This is a genomic window from Ruegeria sp. AE4 (assembly GCF_056542185.1).
The window spans coordinates 163,861-180,408 of record NZ_JBQFZK010000001.1 but is presented as its reverse complement, the minus strand read 5'-3'; the positions used below and the strand labels follow the sequence as shown (position 1 = coordinate 180,408).

The window sequence follows — 16,548 nt, the reverse complement described above, 5'->3', positions numbered from 1 at the left end:
AGCGAGCGGTTCACCTCATTTAAACCCACTGTTTAGATGTATCTTTTCTTGTCTTACTAACAACAGCATCACAGTGCTTTGCGGTGCAATGGCAGGTTGCTGTCCCGGCCCAGCCAATACCGTAGGCAAACGGCAATGGCCGCGCTACTCAACACCAGCCAGACCCCACCCCACAGCATCGCGGTGCCGCCGAATTCCTCGGCCAGTAGGAACGCGTCCGAGCGCGCGCCGGACCGTCGGATGGTGTCATCAAAGATATCAAACGGCACGTAGATCATGCTGGTCAGCCCGACAACGCGCAGCACCAGATCACTGACCTCGTGGCTCATGAACCACGCTGTCGCAATCATTGCGGCCCCGACGCCTGCGCAAAATAACAAGGCGAAAGCATCGCGTATGTACAGCAGTGCGATCAGACACATGATTGCGCCGAAAACAGCCAAAACAGCCTGGTCAACATTTGTCCGCAAGGCGATGATCAAAAGCGCCATGCCAAACACGAGCGAGCCGAGATAGCCGGCGGACAGGCTGAGAAACCTGCTGCCGCCCCGGCCGATCACCATCCCTCCTTGCTGGGGTGAGATCGTGAAACTCTCGACCGAACCGCCAGTCAGTAGGATTGTCACGGCATGAGACAGCTCATGCAGAAAGACGACCAGAATTTTCAGCGGAACTACAACCGGCGTGTTCCAGAGCGCAAAGACCAGACCGGTGATCAGGATTAGCTGCCAGTGCCCTTTCAGCAGGTCCAGAAAGGAACGCTGGCGTGTCACCTTAGCTGTCGCCCTGCGCCTCGGATCGACTTTTGCCTGACACGTTCAGGGCCAAGGTTGCCGCCATGAATCCGTCCAGGTCCCCGTCCAGAACACCTTTGGTATCCGAGGTTTCGTGATTGGTTCGCAGGTCCTTGACCATCTGATAGGGCTGCAACACGTAAGACCGGATTTGGTTGCCCCAGCCCGCATCGCCCTTAGCCTCGTGCGCCGCGTTGATATCCGCGTTGCGGCGATCCAGTTCCTGCTGGTACAGGCGCGATTTCAGGGCTTTCATGGCAATATCGCGGTTCTGGTGCTGCGACTTTTCCGAGCTGGTTACAACAATCCCGGTCGGGATGTGCGTGATCCGAACAGCCGAGTCGGTGGTGTTCACGTGCTGGCCGCCAGCCCCCGAAGAGCGGTAGGTGTCGATGCGGATATCGGCCGGGTTCACCTCAATCTCGATATTGTCGTCGACCACCGGATAGACCCAGACCGAGCTGAAAGACGTATGGCGCTTGGCCGCCGAGTCATAGGGCGAGATCCGCACCAGCCGGTGTACGCCGCTTTCCGATTTCAGCCAGCCATAGGCGTTGTGACCGGAAATCTTGTAGGCTGCGGATTTGATCCCCGCTTCTTCGCCCGGTGTCTCGGATTGCAGCTCGACCGTGTAACCCTTTTTCTCGGCCCAGCGCACATACATGCGCGCCAGCATCGACGCCCAGTCGCAGCTTTCGGTTCCCCCCGCGCCCGAGTTGATTTCGAGGAACGTATCATTGCTGTCGGCCTCACCGTCCAGCAGCGCCTCAAGCTCTTTTTTTGCGGCCTTGGTTTTCAGCGTCTTGATCGCCGCTTCGGCATCCTGAACGACTTCTTGGTCTTCCTCCATCTCGCCCAACTCGATCAGTTCGATATTGTCGTTGAGGTCGGTCTTGATGGATTCGTACGTCTCGATTGCATCGACCAGCATCTGCCGCTCGCGCATCAGTTTCTGCGCATTTTCAGGGTTATCCCAAAGGTTGGGGTCTTCGACGCGCGCGTTGAATTCCTCAAGGCGATGCGGTGCGGTTTCATAGTCCATACGCTGCGCCAGCAGCTCCAGCGACTTTTTGATATCCGCCACGATGTTCTGGGTTTCGGCGCGCATGGTCTTGTCCCAACTTGCTCAATCAGGCCTGCGTGATAGCAAGAGGTGCGAGACACCACAAGACAGGCTGGACCTGAATGCAAAACACAGTCGAAGAGTTGCTGGGCAGATGGGATTTGCACTTGCCTGAACTGGTTGCGGACACCGGCCATGCAAGAGTGTGGAAAGTACAATCCAATTGCGGCCCGGCTGCCTTGAAGCTTTATCGCAGGCAAGATCGCCGGAACGAAAAACCGGGCACAAACTTGTTGGTCGGGTGGCGCGACAGGGGCGCTGTTCGGATTCTGGAAGAGGCACGGAGCGCCGTACTGATGGAGTGGTTGGATGGACCATCTCTGGGAGATATCGCCCGCGCGGGCAGGCCCGAAGACGCCGTCAAGACACTTGCGGAAACAGCAGCGTGTTTGCACGCAGGGGACCCGGTCAGCGCCACTGGAATGAAACCCTTGCAACAGGTGTTCGCCCCTTTGGCTGAATGCACCTTTGCGGCCGAGTGCCCCGCCCAACTGCGTAACGCGGTGAAGTCGGCGATTGCACTAAGTGAAGACCTGTTAGACAGCCAACCTTCACCCGTACCTCTTCACGGGGATTTTCACCCAGACAATGTCATTATGACACTATCAGGACCCCGGATCATCGATGCAAAAGGTTATCTAGGCGATCCCGCTTTTGAACTGGCCAACGCGTTGCGACACCCTAAGGGAATGCCGGATCTTGTGCGCCAACCCCTGCAAATCGAAACCTGTCTGTCGGAGTATTCCAAAGCAATGAGTGTTCCACGAATACGGCTGGCTCAATGGGCTGCCGCGAAATGCGCATTGTCCATCTACTGGCGATCTGACGGCCCGATCTGCGGTGACGCAGAAGCTGATCTACTAAACCTGTTTCTGAAAGCGGCCGGTCAGTAAAGCCCACCGGTGCTCAGGTCCCCTTGGGAAGCTTTCGGTCCAACGGTCACGGTCTCGCCCGTTGACGTCTGGACCTGAACCCCCGCGCGCTGGACTTCTTCAAACAATGGCAGGTCCGATCCGATGGCAAAACCACCATCATAGACACGGTCGATGAAACCATCGACACCGTCGCGGAAGAATTCGGCCACGACATAGTCACCGGTGGCATCATCGGGCAGACGGGCCCCGCTGAAGCGGTCGATCTTGATGAAATGGCCGCCTTCGGGCACTTCGAACGGACCGCCGCCGTATTTCTCGACCGCTTTTTCCATGAAGCTCTGGAAGACCGGGCCGCACAGCGTGCCACCATAGGCCCCACGTCCCATCGGACGCGGTCGATCATAACCGATGTAGCAACCGGCCACGATATTCGACGTAAAGCCGATGAACCACGCATCCTTCGAGTCGTTGGTGGTTCCGGTTTTGCCCGCTGTTGGCACAGGCAGATTCACAACGCTGGATGCCGTCCCGCGATCGACCACACCTTTCATCATCGATGTCAGCTGGTAGGCGGTGATCGCATCCATGACCTGTGCGCGATCCGTGACAAGCGTCGGCGATTCATCTGGTTCCAGCCAGGTCGAGTTACAGTCCAGACATTGGCGGTCATCGTGGCGATAGATGGTTTTCCCGAACCGGTCCTGAATGCGGTCGACCAGAGTGGGTTCCACACGCTGGCCGCCGTTTGCAAACATCGCATAGGCCGCGACCATCTTGTAAAGCGTGGTTTCCTCGGCCCCCAGCGAGTTGGCCAGAAACGCGCCCATCCGGTCATAGACACCGAACCGTTCCGCATAGCCGGCAACGACGGGCATTGTAACTTCCTGCGCCAGACGGATGGTCATCAGGTTCCGCGACTGTTCGATCCCTGTACGCAAAGGGGTTGGACCGTAGAACTTGTTGGAGGAGTTCTTGGGGCGCCACAGACCCTGCGGCGTGTTCACTTCGATGGGTGCATCGACGACGATTGTCGCGGGGCTGTATCCGCTGTCCAGCGCAGCAGCATAGACAAATGGCTTGAAGGACGATCCCGGCTGGCGCTGTGCCTGTGTGGCCCGGTTGAACACTGTATCCTGATACGAGAACCCGCCCTGCATCGCCAGAACACGACCTGAGTTCACATCCATCGCGACAAAGCCGCCTTGTACCTCGGGCACCTGGCGCGCCGACCATTGCCCATCTTCACCCGCAACGACAAAAATGACGTCACCGCGCTTGAAGTTGGCCGCAAAATCACCCTGCATCCACTTGATGTCCGCGCGCGGGATAATCCCATCGGCAGGACCTTCTTCGACACCAACGGTCAGTTGCTGGTCGGTCACGCCCAGAACCACGGCGGGATACCAACGGGTTGGCAGAATGACGTCGCGCGGAATTTCCATGGCCGCCAGCGCCTCGCGCCATTGCGCCTCATCCGCCAGTTTTTCTTCCGGGATCACGTCACCTGTGCCGCGCCATTTGCCACGGGAGCGGTCGTATTTCTCGAGCGCCTCGCGCAGGGCACGTGCGGCCTCAACCTGCATTTCCTCATCCACCGATGCACGCACGGTGAAGCCGCCGGTAAAGAACTCGCCCTCACCAAAATCTTCGCTCAGCTGGCGACGGATTTCGTCGGTGAAATAGTCGCGGGGCGGCAGGGCCGTACGGAAGCTTTCAAAATCTCCGTTCTGGACCGAGCGCAGAGGCAATTCGACCTCGGCATCATAAGTCGCCTGATCGATGTAACCGTTCTGCTGCATCTCGCGTAACACGTAATTGCGCCGGGCCAGAAGGCGCTCTTTTTGCCAAACGGGGTGGTAATCTGACGGTGCTTTGGGCATGGCAGCCAGCATGGCGGCCTCATGCGGGGCCAGTTCCTGCAGGGTCTTGTTGAAATAGGTCTGCGCGGCAGCAGTCACACCGTAAGAGTTCTGGCCCAGAAAGATCTCGTTCATATAAAGTTCGAGGATCTGTTCCTTGTCCAAAGTATCCTCAAGCCGGGTCGCAAGAATGATTTCCTTGATCTTGCGCTCGGCCCGGCGGTCACCGGACAGCAGAAAGTTCTTCATGACCTGCTGCGTAATAGTCGACGCACCGCGAACGGTTTCGCCCTTGGTCCGCACCGCCTCGACCCCGGCGGCAATGATGCCGCGCGGGTCATAGCCCTGATGGTTGTAGAAATTCTTGTCTTCCGCCGAAATAAACGCCTGCTTCACCAGATCCGGGATTTCCTCGGACGGGGTAAACAGGCGGCGTTCCTGCGCGAATTCATCGATCAGCTTGCCTTCACCCGAATAGATCCGGCTGATCGTGGGTGGCTTGTACTGTGCCAGCGACTCGTGGCTGGGCAGATCGCGCCCATACATCCAGAACACCGCACCGATCACCAGCGCGGTCATGAAAATACCCAATGTCACGAGGCTGAAAATCGCCCCGAAAATCGAAAGAATGAACCGGATCACGTTACTGCCTTTTTCTCGCGGTGCCGCCTATATAGTGATGCGCCGCCCAAGGGTCAAAACACCGAGCGTATTCTAGCCGTTTTGCGCCGCAAGGTCACTGGCCAATAAGGGATTTGCGGATCACATCTTGATGGCGCCAATCTTCAAGCCCCCGATGAATTCCCAGCGCCATTCTTGCCCGCCAATCAGGATCTTTGAGGTTCTTGAGGTCTCTGGGGCTGGACAGAAACCCAAGCTCGACCAGAACCGACGGGATGTCCGCCGCCTTGAGTACTGAAAAAGATGCGGTACGCAGGGGTTTGCCGTTCATCGGCCCGCCTTGTTGTGCCAGACCGTTTGCAATGGCTTTGGCCAGCGCGCTTGTGCGTGGCATCGTTTCCTGACGGGCCATGTCCAGAAGGACATCCGTGACTTGATCATCTGCCCCGTTCAGATCGATACCGGAAATCAAATCCCCGCGGTCATGCCGTTCTGCCAGCTTCGCACTGGCCACATCCGAGGCATCGTTGGACAGGGTATACACCACCGCGCCATGCGCCCGCCCTTCGGACAGGGAATCAGCGTGCAGCGAAATGAACAGGTCCGCACCGGCCCGGTGCGCCAGCGCAATTCGGCGCTCCAGCGAGACGAACTGATCGTCGACCCGTGTCAGAACCACCTCGTACCCGCCTGATCTTAGAAGGATTTCGCGCAGCTCACGCGCGAAAGTCAGCATAAGGGTTTTTTCATCAATCGCGTCAGTCTCGGCCCCCGGATCAATGCCTCCGTGGCCCGGATCCAGCATGACACGCAAGGGTCGGTCGGCACTGCGCACCGCGGCTTGCGGCACATCCGCCGGTTCCGGCAAGTCCCAGCCCGGGTTTCGCGGCGCACCTGCCGAGGCGTTGAAAGCATCGAAATCCGTCCCCTTGAGGTCGAGCGACAACAATGCAGCCCCCGAATCCTCTGCCACCGACAATTCTGCCGTCGCCACTGCCATCGGCGCCCCCAGTTCCAGCACCATACGTGACCAACCCGGAACATATGCGCCGAACTGCACGCCGCTGATGCGATTGGATTGCAGGAAATCTTCGCGGGTCAGCCCGGCCCAATCCACTTCGTTGAAGTCCAGAACCATACGGTAGGGATCCTGCAAGGTGAAAATCCTGTAGGGAACGCCCTGACTGAGGGCGATGTCCACCCGAACACCGGTACGCCCGACATCCGTAATACGGCTCTGGTCAGGCTGGACACGCGCCAACGCGCTGAAATCCTGCGCAATGGCACCACCAGCCAACGCCCAACACAGCGCAATGCTAAAGAAGATCCTGCTCATGGCCTCAAGTTATCCCGAGATCGTTTGTCCGGCACCCTATACCACAAGGGGCGGTTTGTGAACGGCTCAGGCCGGTTCCCTGACTGCGCCGCGCCGCGTCATAAACAGGCGCAAACGCTCAAGCCCTTCCTGAATGTCATCCGTCGCGCGCGCATAGGAAAATCGCAATGTGGTATGGCCGCGCTGTGGGTCAAAATCCAGCCCAGGTGTCACGGCCACACCGGCATGCTCCAGAATCTCGGCCGCAAATGCGCGGCTGTCATCGGTCAGATCAGACACATCGGCATAGACATAAAACGCCCCGTCGGGTGGCGCGATGTTCGAAAACCCGGCTTTGGGCAGCCCGTCCAGCATCAGCGCGCGATTGCGGCGGTACACGTCCAGATTGGCTTGCAATTCGTCATCGCAATCCATGGCAGCCAGCGCTGCGACCTGACTGGCATGGGGGGCGCAGATGAACATGTTCTGAGCGATCCGTTCGACCACGCGCACCTGATCCTCGGGCACCACCATCCAGCCTACGCGCCATCCGGTCATCGAAAAGTACTTCGAGAACGAGTTGATCACATAGCATTCATCTGTCAGCTCCAGCGCCGTCACGGCCTTGGCTTCGTATTCCAGCCCGTGGTAAATCTCGTCACTGATGAACGACGCGCCCTGCCCGTGCGCCGCCTCGATCAGGGCGCCCATGGCGGCCCGGTCCAACATCGTACCGGTCGGATTTGCAGGTGAGGCCACCATCAGCCCCTTCAGATCCATCCCCTGAATATCCGCCGCCACGGGCTGCAACCTGTTTTCCGGCGCGGTCGGCAGGTCGACCGGGACCAGACCCAGTGCCTTCAGGATCTGGCGATAGGACGGATAGCCGGGCGCGCCGATACCGACACGGTCGCCACTGTCGAACAATGCGGTAAAGGTCAGCAGGAATCCGCCGGACGAGCCAGGTGTGATCACCACCCGCTCGGGGTTCAGATCGACATTGTACCAATCGCCATAAAGCCGGGTGATCCGCTGCCTCAGGGCGGGCAGACCCAGGGCAACCGTATATCCCAGCGGACCTTGCTCCATCGCTGCGGCCAAAGCTTCGGTCGCGCCCTTTGGCGCGCCGGTTCCAGGCTGGCCGACTTCCATGTGAATAACATGGCGACCTGCTTCTTCGGCCTTACGTGCCGCCTCCATCACATCCATCACGATGAAGGGATCGACCCCGGACCGGGTTGAGTTTCTCATGCCCATCTCCCATGTTGCAGTCATGGCTTTTGAGCGCGTATCCCGGTCGGCGTCAATCCCGGCCCTGATGGTTGCCGTTGTCGTTTGGCTGGCGGCAGCGATGCAATCGCACGCGCAAAGCCTGATCCGCGACCCTGATATCGAACATGGCCTGCGTGAACTGGCCTTTCCGGTGTTGCGGGCTGCGGGGCTGAACACGAACCGGGTTCAGATTCTGGTCGTCAACGACAACACGTTCAACGCATTCGTCATCGACTACAACGCGATTTATGTGAACTACGGGCTGATTCTGACCGTCGAAAGCCCCGAGATGTTGCAGGCTGTCATCGCGCACGAGGCCGCCCATATCTCGAATGGTCATCTGGCGCGGCGGGCTGAGAACCTGAAAGCCGCGCAGCGCAACGCCAGTCTCGGCACGGCATTGGCCCTGCTGGCAGCTGCGGCGGGTGGGGGCGAGGCCGCCATCGGAATTGCCGCTGGCACCCAAGGCGCGGCAATTCGCGGTTTTCTGGGTCACACCCGCGCAGAAGAGGCATCCGCCGACCGCAGTGCGGCAAGTTACCTGCGATGGGCCGAAATCTCGCCCAGCGGGATGGTGGAACTACACCGGAAGTTCGCCGGTCAGGAACTGCTGAGTGTCGCCAATCAGGACCCCTATATGCGATCACACCCGACAAGCCGTGACCGCCTGCGTGCCGCCGAGGCGTTCCTGGATGAGTTTGGCGACCGAGCCGTTCCAAACCCCAATGCGGACTACTGGTTTGCGCGGGTCAAAGGCAAGCTCTCGGCCTTTCTTCGGTCGCCCAGTTGGACCTTGCGGCGCGCTGGCGAAGAATCCTACCGAGACATCCGCCTGATGCGAGAGGCTTCGGCCTATCATCAGAACCGCGATCTGTCCCGCGCCCGTGCCGCAATTGACGCAGCGCTCGCCGAGCGTCCTGATGACCCGTTCTATTACGATCTGAAGGGGCAAATACTGTTGGAAAACAGACGTGTAAGCGAGGCTGTTAAAGCTTATGCTAGCGCTGTTGAAATGGCCCCGAACAATGCGTTGATCCTTGCGAGCTACGGGCGTGCCCTGCTGGCGCAGGGGGAAACGAAACAGGCATTGAACGCACTGGAACAGGCGCGCGCGCGCGATTTTCGTAACGCGCGCCTGATGCAGGATCTGGGTGTGGCTTATGCGCAGGTCGGAAATAACGGCATGGCTTCGACCGTGACGGCAGAACGCTATGCGCTGCAAGGTCGGATGGAGGATGCCGGAATTCACGCGAAACGGGCTGTAGGACAGTTGCCCGAAGGCTCTCCGGGTTGGCAAAGGGCACAAGACGTGCTGATTGCCTCAGAACGACTCAAGAAAGATAAAAGGAAACGGAAATGATCCTCAGACATGCTGCACCTGCCCTTCTGGGGCTTTCCATGGCGGCGACCTCGGCACAGGCGCTGGACCTGAACGCGATGAATGATGCCGAAAAGGCAGAGTTTGGTGCTCAGGTACGCGAATACCTGCTGGAGAACCCCGAAGTCATTATCGAGGCAATCAATATACTCGAACAGCGAAACGCAGTGGCCGAAGCGGCCGCCGACAAAGAACTGGTCGCCGCCAATGCGGCCGAACTGTTCGACGATGGCTATAGCTGGGTCGGCGGCAACCCGGATGGCGATATCACGCTGGTCGAATTCATGGACTACCGCTGCGGCTATTGCCGCCGTGCGGTGCCCGAAGTGGCAAACCTGCTGGCCAGCGACGGCAATATCCGGTTTGTGATCAAAGAGCTGCCAATTCTGGGCGACGCATCTGTTTTGTCCTCGCGCTTTGCCGTGGCCACCAAACACGTCGCTGGTGGTGACGCCTATAAACAGGTTCACGATGCCCTGATGGCCTTCAACGGCGAACCGTCCGAAGTTACCCTGCGCCGCATCTCTGACGGGCTGGGCCTGGACAGCGACGCGATCATCGCCGCGATGGACAGCGACAGCGTCACGGATGAGATCAGCCGCACCCGTGCCCTGGCGCAACGGATGCAGATTTCGGGCACGCCCTCATTCGTGCTGGGAACCGAGTTGCTGCGCGGCTATCTGCCCGCCGATCAGATGCAGCAAATTGCAGATGGCGTTCGCGCGGAACAGGGTTGATTGGTATTGGGGGCGGCACAGCTGCCCCCAGACAAAAAAGACGAACTGATCGCTGACCTCAGTCGTCTGCCGGTTCCACGGCCCGTTGATAGAGATGCCACGTTGTATGGCCAAGGATCGGCAAGGTGAAGATCAAGCCCATAAACGCCGGAACCATCGACAATAACATTGTGACCGAGATGATCGCTGCCCAGCCGAGCATGACCACAGGGCTTTCCGAGACGACGCGTAAGGACGTCAACATGGCTGAAACGAAATTGGTTTCCCGGTCCAGAAGCATGGGCATGGCGACGACAGTTACCGAAAACAGGACAGCCGACAGAAACGCTCCGACACAGGTACCGATTGCAAGGAATGTCCACCCCTGCGGAGTGAACAAGATGATGTTCAAGAATCCATCAAAATCCGAAAAGGATGAGTTCTGCAGGATGATCGCAAGCCAAAGCCGGACCTGGTAAACCCAAACCCAGAAAATGAACAGTGTGACAAAGGCCATCCAGCCCATTTCGCGCTTGCGTTGATCGGCCATGACAGTGAGGATTTCATACCAGCCAAATTCCTCTCCCTTCTGTAACCGCCGGGACATCTCATATAGTCCTGCAGCGGCGAAAGGCGCGACCAGAGGAAATCCAACAATCGCTGGAATGATCATCCAGATCTTGCCAAGCCAGACCAAGCTCCAGACCATCAGGATTCCAAAAGCCGCATAGAAAAGCCCGAAGAAACCGCTCATGAAGGGGCGCGCCAGAAAGTCGGAAAACCCAGCTTTCAGCGACGCCTTTATATCATCCGAAGTAACCCGAATGACATTTGGCATGGCCTGTTGGTCTGGCGTCAGGTTCTCAGGTGGCGTAGGGCCTGCGGTCTTGGATGTCATGACACACTCCTCCCAAAGCATGGGTCCGCGCGGGTCTGTTTACCAACAGAACCAGCGGCGAAACAGGCATCGTTCAGTCACGAAACAAGTTTGCAACAGCTCAGGCATCAGGGCAAGGGATGAGTAAGGTCGCTATGCCTGCCTTACCGACACAGCCAACCCCACACTACTCTGCGGCTTCCGCAGCCGCATCCAGTTCCGCGGCTTTCTTTTCGACCTGTTCCACGATGTGGTCGATCATCTGATCGTTGGACATCTTGTGGCTGGCCTTGCCTGCCAGATAGACCATCCCGGACCCGGCCCCGCCACCGGTAAACCCGACATCGGTCATCAACGCCTCGCCCGGCCCGTTGACCACGCAGCCGATGATCGACAGGCTCATCGGTGTCTTGATGTGTTCCAGACGGCGTTCCAGCGCCTCGACGGTCTTGATGACGTCAAACCCCTGCCGTGCGCAGGACGGGCATGAGATGATGTTGACGCCCCGGTGGCGCAGACCAAGGGACTTGAGGATTTCAAAGCCGACCTTCACCTCTTCCACCGGATCGGCAGACAGGCTGACGCGGATCGTGTCGCCGATCCCCATCCACAGCAGGTTGCCCAACCCGATGGCAGATTTGATGGTGCCGGACACCAGTCCGCCCGCCTCGGTGATACCCAGATGGATGGGCGCATCAGTGGCTTCGGCTATGCCCTGATATGCGGCGGCGGACAGGAAAACGTCGCTGGCCTTCACACTGATTTTGAACTCATGAAAATCATTGTCCTGAAGGATGCGGATATGTTCCAACCCGCTTTCGACCATCGCTTCGGGGCACGGTTCGCCATATTTCTCAAGCAGGTGCTTTTCCAGACTGCCCGCATTCACGCCAATGCGGATCGAGCAATTGTGGTCGCGCGCGGCCTGAATGACTTCTTTCACCCGGCGTTCATCGCCGATGTTGCCGGGATTGATGCGCAGACAGGCAGCGCCTGCTTCGGCCGCCTCGATACCACGGCGATAGTGAAAATGGATGTCCGCAACGATGGGCACCGGGCTTTCGCGCACGATCTCTTTCAATGCCTTAGCCGACGCCTCATCGGGGACTGAAACGCGCACGATATCCGCGCCAGCCTCGGCTGCGGCCTGAACCTGCGCCACTGTTGCCGCCACATCGGTGGTCAGGGTGTTGGTCATGGTCTGAACAGCGATCGGGGCATCGCCCCCGACAGGGACGTTGCCGACCATGATTTGACGGGATTTACGACGATAAATGTCGCGCCAGGGGCGCACGTGATTAAGGGACATAAGGACGGATCCGCGTCTGCCTGAGTTGCGACAGTAGATAGTCCGGCAAAGGGGTTACCGCAATGGCAAGATCACTCGGCGGGCGCTTCTGTCGCCGCGGTTTGCAGTTCAGCCACCAGCTGCTTGAGCGCGCTGTTCTGATCCGCTTCAAGATCAGCAACGGCATAAACTTCCGAAACTGCGTCTTTCGAAAGGATCACCCCTTTGGCAACCGTGCCGGGTGCCCCTGCCGGGCCATAGTGCTCGCCGTTCATCGAGAAATAAACCGATCCCGACGCCCCTGCCCGCAACAGCGGCGGTTCTTCTGTCAGCGGAACCTCAAAGACACTGCCTTGCTCGACCGTCCCAAGCGTCCCTTCGAAAATGACACTGCCATCTGCCGCCGTTACCCGCATCCAAGATGGATCGACAGCAACGATTTTCAGCGTGGTATCAACCTGTTCCACGACCTGAGGCAAAGCTGGTCGTTCAACCGTGTGCACTTCGGCAACTTCGAACTGCGGCAGGCTTGGCGGGCGGAAGGTTCCGACATCGCGCGGATCAAGGGTCGAAATCGGCGCATCCCGAGCGACCAGAACCGGAACATCCAAGGCCTGCGGACGATAGAGACGGTCCAGTGCTTCGGTATTCGCCGCAGCAACCACATCATCGACAACGCCGCCGCGCACGGCATCCAGCGGATCAAGGTCGGACAGCACCACAGGCGCTTGTTCAACCGGGCTGACCTGCACCTGCTGGATCTTGTTCAGAACGGCCCACCCGCCATAGCCGATGCCGCCAATTACCGCCAACAGCACCAGCGACGAGCCGATGGCGCGCGGTTCAATCTGACTGACCAGAGATTCCTTGCCCGGAATGTACGGCGTATTGGGCGAGATGAAGGGATCGCGCCCCATTGGCCCACGCGCCGGAAGCGCACCGGTCGGCTTTCGCACCACCGAAGCCTCGGCCGACATGCCATGCGCGACCGAAAAACCGCTTTCCGCGCAGAAAGTCGAGAATGTTTCATCCGGGTTCATACCCAGATAACGCGCATAAGAACGCACATACCCGGCGATAAAGCCGGGCGTGTCAAAGGCGTCGGGATCCGCGTTTTCGATGGCAGCAATGTAGTTGGCTTTGATCCTCAACTCGCGCTGAACATCCAACAGGGATTTGCCCATGGTTGCGCGTTCGCCGCGCATCTTGTCACCAAGGCGTACCTCGTAGTCATCAAACCCTTTGGGTCTGACATCTACGTCCTCATCAGATTCGCGCTGTGATCTGCGCCCAATCATTCCTGCTGCCCCATTCTGCCTGTCGCGTGTTTCGCGTTAGCGGCGAATCATCCCCAAAACGATTCGTCTGCCAATTTTGTTAGCGTAAGCTTAACACGCGGCAAATACGTTGCACACTTTGGCGCGAGGTTAACCGGCAAGTTCGGCGCGATTTAGCGCACAATGTGACCAAAGTTCGTCCATCGCCTGTACCAGACGGTTCATTTCGTCAGGTCCATGCACCGGAGAAGGGGTAAAGCGCAGACGCTCGGTTCCGCGCGGAACGGTCGGGAAATTGATCGGTTGCACATAAATGCCGTAATCATCCAACAGCATATCGCTGAGCTTCTTGGTATGGACCGGGTTTCCGACGATCACGGGCACGATATGGCTTCCGTGGTCGATCAGCGGCAGTCCCATCCCCTTCAACCGCAGCTTGAGGATTTTGGCCTGCGTCTGATGCTGCTCGCGCAGTTCAGGTGCAGTTTTCAGGTAGGCAACAGATGCGGCAGCCCCGGCCGCAACCGCAGGTGGCAGGGACGTGGTAAAGATAAAGCCCGGTGCGTATGACCGCACGGCGTCGCACATCTTGGCGCTGGCCGCGATATAGCCGCCCATCACGCCATAGGCCTTTGCCAGCGTGCCGTTGATGATGTCGATCCGGTGGGCAAGGTTATCGCGCTCGGTCACACCGCCCCCGCGGGGGCCATACATGCCCACGGCATGCACTTCATCGATATAGGTCAGCGCGCCGAATTCATCTGCCAGATCACAGATTTCTTCGATTGGACCAAAATCGCCATCCATTGAATAAACCGACTCGAATACGACCAGTTTGGGCGCGGCGGGGTCATCCGCCTCAAGCAGTTCGCGCAGATGCGCCACGTCATTGTGCCGGAAGATGCGCTTAGCCCCGCCATTCCGGCGTACGCCTTCGATCATCGAGGCATGGTTCAGCGCGTCAGAATAGATGATCAGGCCCGGGAACAGTTTGGGCAGCGTGCTGAGCGTTGCGTCATTGGCGATATAGGCGCTGGTAAAAAGCAGCGCGGCTTCCTTGCCGTGCAGATCGGCCAGTTCAGCCTCAAGCCTTTTGTGATAAACTGTGGTGCCCGAGATATTGCGTGTACCGCCCGAACCTGCACCGGCTGCATCAACAGCTTCGTGCATTGCATTCAGAACGACCGGGTTTTGCCCCATGCCCAGATAATCGTTGCCGCACCATACGGTGATATTCTGCTGTGACCCGTCCGGACGCGTGCGCACCGCATGGGGGAAATGTCCATTGCGACGTTCGATATCGATAAAGGTCCGGTAACGACCTTCATCATGCAGCCTGGCAATCGCTGAATCGAGCTGAGCAGTATAGTCCAAAGGACCCTCCTTGAACGCCCGTATCCGGTTTCCCACTGGGCGATATTTTCGCCACATCCCACAGCTTACCCTGTTTCGGTGGCTTTGTGTTCCCTTATTCAGCTGGTTACAGCCGAAAAGGTGAACCCAACTTTGATTTGCATCAAATATAAGTTTGCACCCCGTCCGACAAGTAAAGTTACGGCCATCGGACGCGTGGAAACGACGCAGGGCTCGCCGCCCTACCCAAGCTTACACTGCCGGGCTGTAATTCGTGTCATCACCTCTGGACGGCACCGACAACGCTGCTAGGGTTCGCGGGAACAAAAAACAGGCAGGAGCCCCCCATGTCGCTAGACGCCGTGCTGAACCGGATTGACGAAGATCTGCAAACCTCAATCGACCGCCTGATGGAACTGCTGCGCATCCCGTCGATCTCGACCGACCCCGCATACAAGGCCGAGGTCAGCCGCGCCGCGGACTGGCTGGTCGCCGATCTGAACAGCATCGGGATTGCGGCTGAGAAACGGGAAACACCGGGCCACCCAATGGTTGTCGGTCACGTGGGTGAGGACGCGACTGCTCCGCATTTCCTGTTTTACGGCCACTACGATGTGCAGCCGGTCGATCCGCTGAACCTGTGGAAACGGGATCCGTTCGATCCCGCCATTGAGGACACCGAAACCGGTCCGGTCATCCGCGGACGCGGAGCATCAGACGACAAGGGTCAGCTGATGACTTTTGTCGAAGCCTGCCGCGCCTGGAAGGCCGTGCACGGATCCTTGCCCTGCCGCATCACTTTCTTTTTCGAGGGCGAAGAAGAATCAGGCTCGCCCTCACTGGTTCCTTTCCTCAAGGAAAATGCCGCCGAACTCAAAGCGGATCTGGCGCTGGTCTGCGATACATCCATGGTGTCACGCGGCGTTCCGTCGATTGCGGCGCAGTTGAGGGGCATGCTGAAGGACGAATTTACCATCGTGGGACCGCGCATCGACCTGCATTCCGGCCACTATGGCGGCCCGGGCCTGAACCCGCTGCGCGAACTGTCGAAAATCGTGACCTCTTTTTATGACGACGAAACCGGGCGGGTCGCGGTCGACGGGTTCTACGAAGGTGTGCATGAAGTACCCGAAGACCAGTTGCGCCAATGGCAGAATTGCGGCTTCGACGAAGCGGATTATCTGAATTCGGTCGGCTACACCCAACCGCATGGCGAAAAGGGGTACTCCACCTTGGAGCAACAATGGGCACGACCAACGCTCGAAGTGAACGGTCTGTGGGGCGGTTATAACGGTGCGGGCTCCAAAACCGTTATTCCGTCCAAGGCCCATTGCAAAATTACCTGCCGCCTTGTTGGTGACATGGACCCGGACGCGCTGCGCGCCAAAATCCGCAAACATGTCGAGGATCGGCTCTCCCCTGACGCCAAAGTGGTCTGGGACAACGACATGGAAGGCTCTCCCGCTTCGGTCATGAATATCACCCGCTCCGAATTCGAAGCCGCGCGCGGCGCGCTGTCGGATGAATGGGACCGCGAGGCAGTGTTCACCGGCATGGGGGGATCAATCCCTGTTGTCGGCTATTTCAACACCGTTCTGGGGCTCGACTCGATGCTGGTTGGATATGCAAACGAAGATGATGCCATCCATTCGCCGAACGAGAAATATGACGTGAAAAGCTTCCACAAGGGCATCCGGTCATGGGCGCGCATTCTGGATGCTTTGAACACATAGGTTTTTTGCGAGGCTCTGCCTCGCGCTCCGGGATATTTGCAGCCAGATGAATAAAGGATCCCTGCTT

At 58.5% G+C, this 16,548-nt stretch carries 13 protein-coding genes; 4 read left to right on the top strand and 9 right to left on the bottom strand.

Annotation, left to right across the window (positions count from 1 at the left end):
• Positions 1 to 68: 68 nt before the first annotated feature.
• Entirely contained in the window at positions 69 to 773 is a 705-nt protein-coding gene (locus ACR0EK_RS00925) for a M50 family metallopeptidase (RefSeq protein WP_480564325.1), read from the bottom strand.
• Position 774: 1 nt separating this feature from the next.
• On the bottom strand, positions 775 to 1,902 hold the full coding sequence (prfB, locus tag ACR0EK_RS00920; protein ID WP_480538084.1) for a peptide chain release factor 2: 1,128 nt from the start codon (positions 1,900 to 1,902) through the stop codon (positions 775 to 777).
• A gap of 77 nt (positions 1,903 to 1,979) precedes the next feature.
• Between prfB and ACR0EK_RS00915 the strand changes: the two genes are divergently transcribed.
• Positions 1,980 to 2,810 carry an aminoglycoside phosphotransferase family protein gene (locus tag ACR0EK_RS00915; RefSeq protein ID WP_480564322.1) on the top strand — a complete coding sequence of 277 codons (831 nt, stop codon included), beginning with the start codon at positions 1,980 to 1,982 and terminating at the stop codon, positions 2,808 to 2,810.
• On the opposite strand, the gene ACR0EK_RS00910 is transcribed toward ACR0EK_RS00915, so the two are convergent.
• From ACR0EK_RS00910 to ACR0EK_RS00900, 3 genes are all read right to left on the bottom strand, one after another.
• Positions 2,804 to 5,293, bottom strand: coding sequence for a penicillin-binding protein 1A (locus tag ACR0EK_RS00910; RefSeq protein WP_480564319.1), 2,490 nt, complete (start codon positions 5,291 to 5,293; stop codon positions 2,804 to 2,806). The two genes, ACR0EK_RS00915 and ACR0EK_RS00910, sit on opposite strands and share 7 nt — an antisense overlap.
• A gap of 94 nt (positions 5,294 to 5,387) precedes the next feature.
• Positions 5,388 to 6,608 carry an N-acetylmuramoyl-L-alanine amidase gene (locus ACR0EK_RS00905; protein ID WP_480564316.1) on the bottom strand — a complete coding sequence of 407 codons (1,221 nt, stop codon included), beginning with the start codon at positions 6,606 to 6,608 and terminating at the stop codon, positions 5,388 to 5,390.
• A 66-nt stretch (positions 6,609 to 6,674) separates the two neighbouring features.
• Positions 6,675 to 7,838: a pyridoxal phosphate-dependent aminotransferase gene (locus tag ACR0EK_RS00900; protein WP_480564313.1), complete on the bottom strand. Its 1,164-nt coding sequence runs from the start codon at positions 7,836 to 7,838 to the stop codon at positions 6,675 to 6,677.
• On the opposite strand from ACR0EK_RS00900, the gene ACR0EK_RS00895 reads away from it, so the two are divergent.
• Together ACR0EK_RS00895 and ACR0EK_RS00890 are read left to right on the top strand one after the other, a co-directional pair.
• On the top strand, positions 7,837 to 9,219 hold the full coding sequence (locus tag ACR0EK_RS00895; protein ID WP_480564310.1) for a M48 family metalloprotease: 1,383 nt from the start codon (positions 7,837 to 7,839) through the stop codon (positions 9,217 to 9,219). The genes ACR0EK_RS00900 and ACR0EK_RS00895 overlap by 2 nt on opposite strands.
• On the top strand, positions 9,216 to 9,974 hold the full coding sequence (locus ACR0EK_RS00890; RefSeq protein WP_480558133.1) for a DsbA family protein: 759 nt from the start codon (positions 9,216 to 9,218) through the stop codon (positions 9,972 to 9,974). The genes ACR0EK_RS00895 and ACR0EK_RS00890 overlap by 4 nt, the downstream gene beginning before the upstream one ends.
• Before the next feature lie 58 nt (positions 9,975 to 10,032).
• On the opposite strand, the gene ACR0EK_RS00885 is transcribed toward ACR0EK_RS00890, so the two are convergent.
• The 4 genes from ACR0EK_RS00885 to hemA all read right to left on the bottom strand — a co-directional run bounded on the left by ACR0EK_RS00885 (position 10,033) and on the right by hemA (position 14,769).
• Positions 10,033 to 10,851 (bottom strand): DUF2189 domain-containing protein, encoded by an 819-nt coding sequence (locus tag ACR0EK_RS00885; protein WP_480564306.1) that lies wholly within the window; start codon positions 10,849 to 10,851, stop codon positions 10,033 to 10,035.
• Positions 10,852 to 11,017: 166 nt separating this feature from the next.
• Positions 11,018 to 12,139 (bottom strand): flavodoxin-dependent (E)-4-hydroxy-3-methylbut-2-enyl-diphosphate synthase, encoded by a 1,122-nt coding sequence (gene ispG, locus ACR0EK_RS00880; protein WP_209503626.1) that lies wholly within the window; start codon positions 12,137 to 12,139, stop codon positions 11,018 to 11,020.
• 71 nt (positions 12,140 to 12,210) lie between these two features.
• Complete coding sequence (locus ACR0EK_RS00875; RefSeq protein WP_267364006.1) at positions 12,211 to 13,416, bottom strand: helix-turn-helix domain-containing protein; 1,206 nt, start codon at positions 13,414 to 13,416, stop codon at positions 12,211 to 12,213.
• Positions 13,417 to 13,545: 129 nt separating this feature from the next.
• Positions 13,546 to 14,769, bottom strand: coding sequence for a 5-aminolevulinate synthase (gene hemA / locus ACR0EK_RS00870; RefSeq protein ID WP_480485327.1), 1,224 nt, complete (start codon positions 14,767 to 14,769; stop codon positions 13,546 to 13,548).
• Between the two features lie 326 nt (positions 14,770 to 15,095).
• On the opposite strand from hemA, the gene ACR0EK_RS00865 reads away from it, so the two are divergent.
• Complete coding sequence (locus ACR0EK_RS00865) at positions 15,096 to 16,481, top strand: M20/M25/M40 family metallo-hydrolase (protein WP_480564303.1); 1,386 nt, start codon at positions 15,096 to 15,098, stop codon at positions 16,479 to 16,481.
• Positions 16,482 to 16,548: the final 67 nt, after the last annotated feature.